Genomic DNA, 428 nt, shown 5'->3' with positions numbered 1-428 from the left:
GTCGAAAGCCAGGTTCTCGCACGTGCCATTCACGCGCACATCCATCGCCGTGTCTTCCTCAACGGGAATAAGACGGTGGTCTTCCCCGCTTCGCCTGGCTCCTATGCCTCAGAACGAATGGGATGATGCAGCGGCGCCCGGCGTTAGCGGAAGTGCTTCGGACCAACCATTCGACCTTGGCCGCTGCATTTTTCGCACTTGACGGACCGTCTCGCTTTCGCAGCTCGAACAGAATGGCGGTTGCCAGCGATCTCTGGGTTGCAGGGCAGCAATGACCCTTTGCTGCCCATCAGCTCAATCCGGCTTCTCTCCGGGTCGCCGAGCGAAAGAGCTCGCGAGCGTTTCGCGAGCGATGACGAAGCCCATCCGATACTGTTTCCACACCGCGCCCGCGCTAAGGATGGCGCGCGGGTGCTCAGAGGTTGCAG

General features: G+C 61.0%; 1 pseudogene. It reads left to right on the top strand.

The window, feature by feature from the left end:
• Positions 1-126, top strand: a pseudogene (purU, locus tag EN861_RS34335) (formyltetrahydrofolate deformylase); the annotation flags it as partial.
• Positions 127-428: the final 302 nt, after the last annotated feature.

Source organism: Mesorhizobium sp. M8A.F.Ca.ET.218.01.1.1, from assembly GCF_004791165.1.
Taxonomy (GTDB): domain Bacteria; phylum Pseudomonadota; class Alphaproteobacteria; order Rhizobiales; family Rhizobiaceae; genus Mesorhizobium.
The sequence above is the reverse complement of the archived record's forward strand: the minus strand, read 5'-3'. Positions and strand labels throughout refer to the sequence as shown.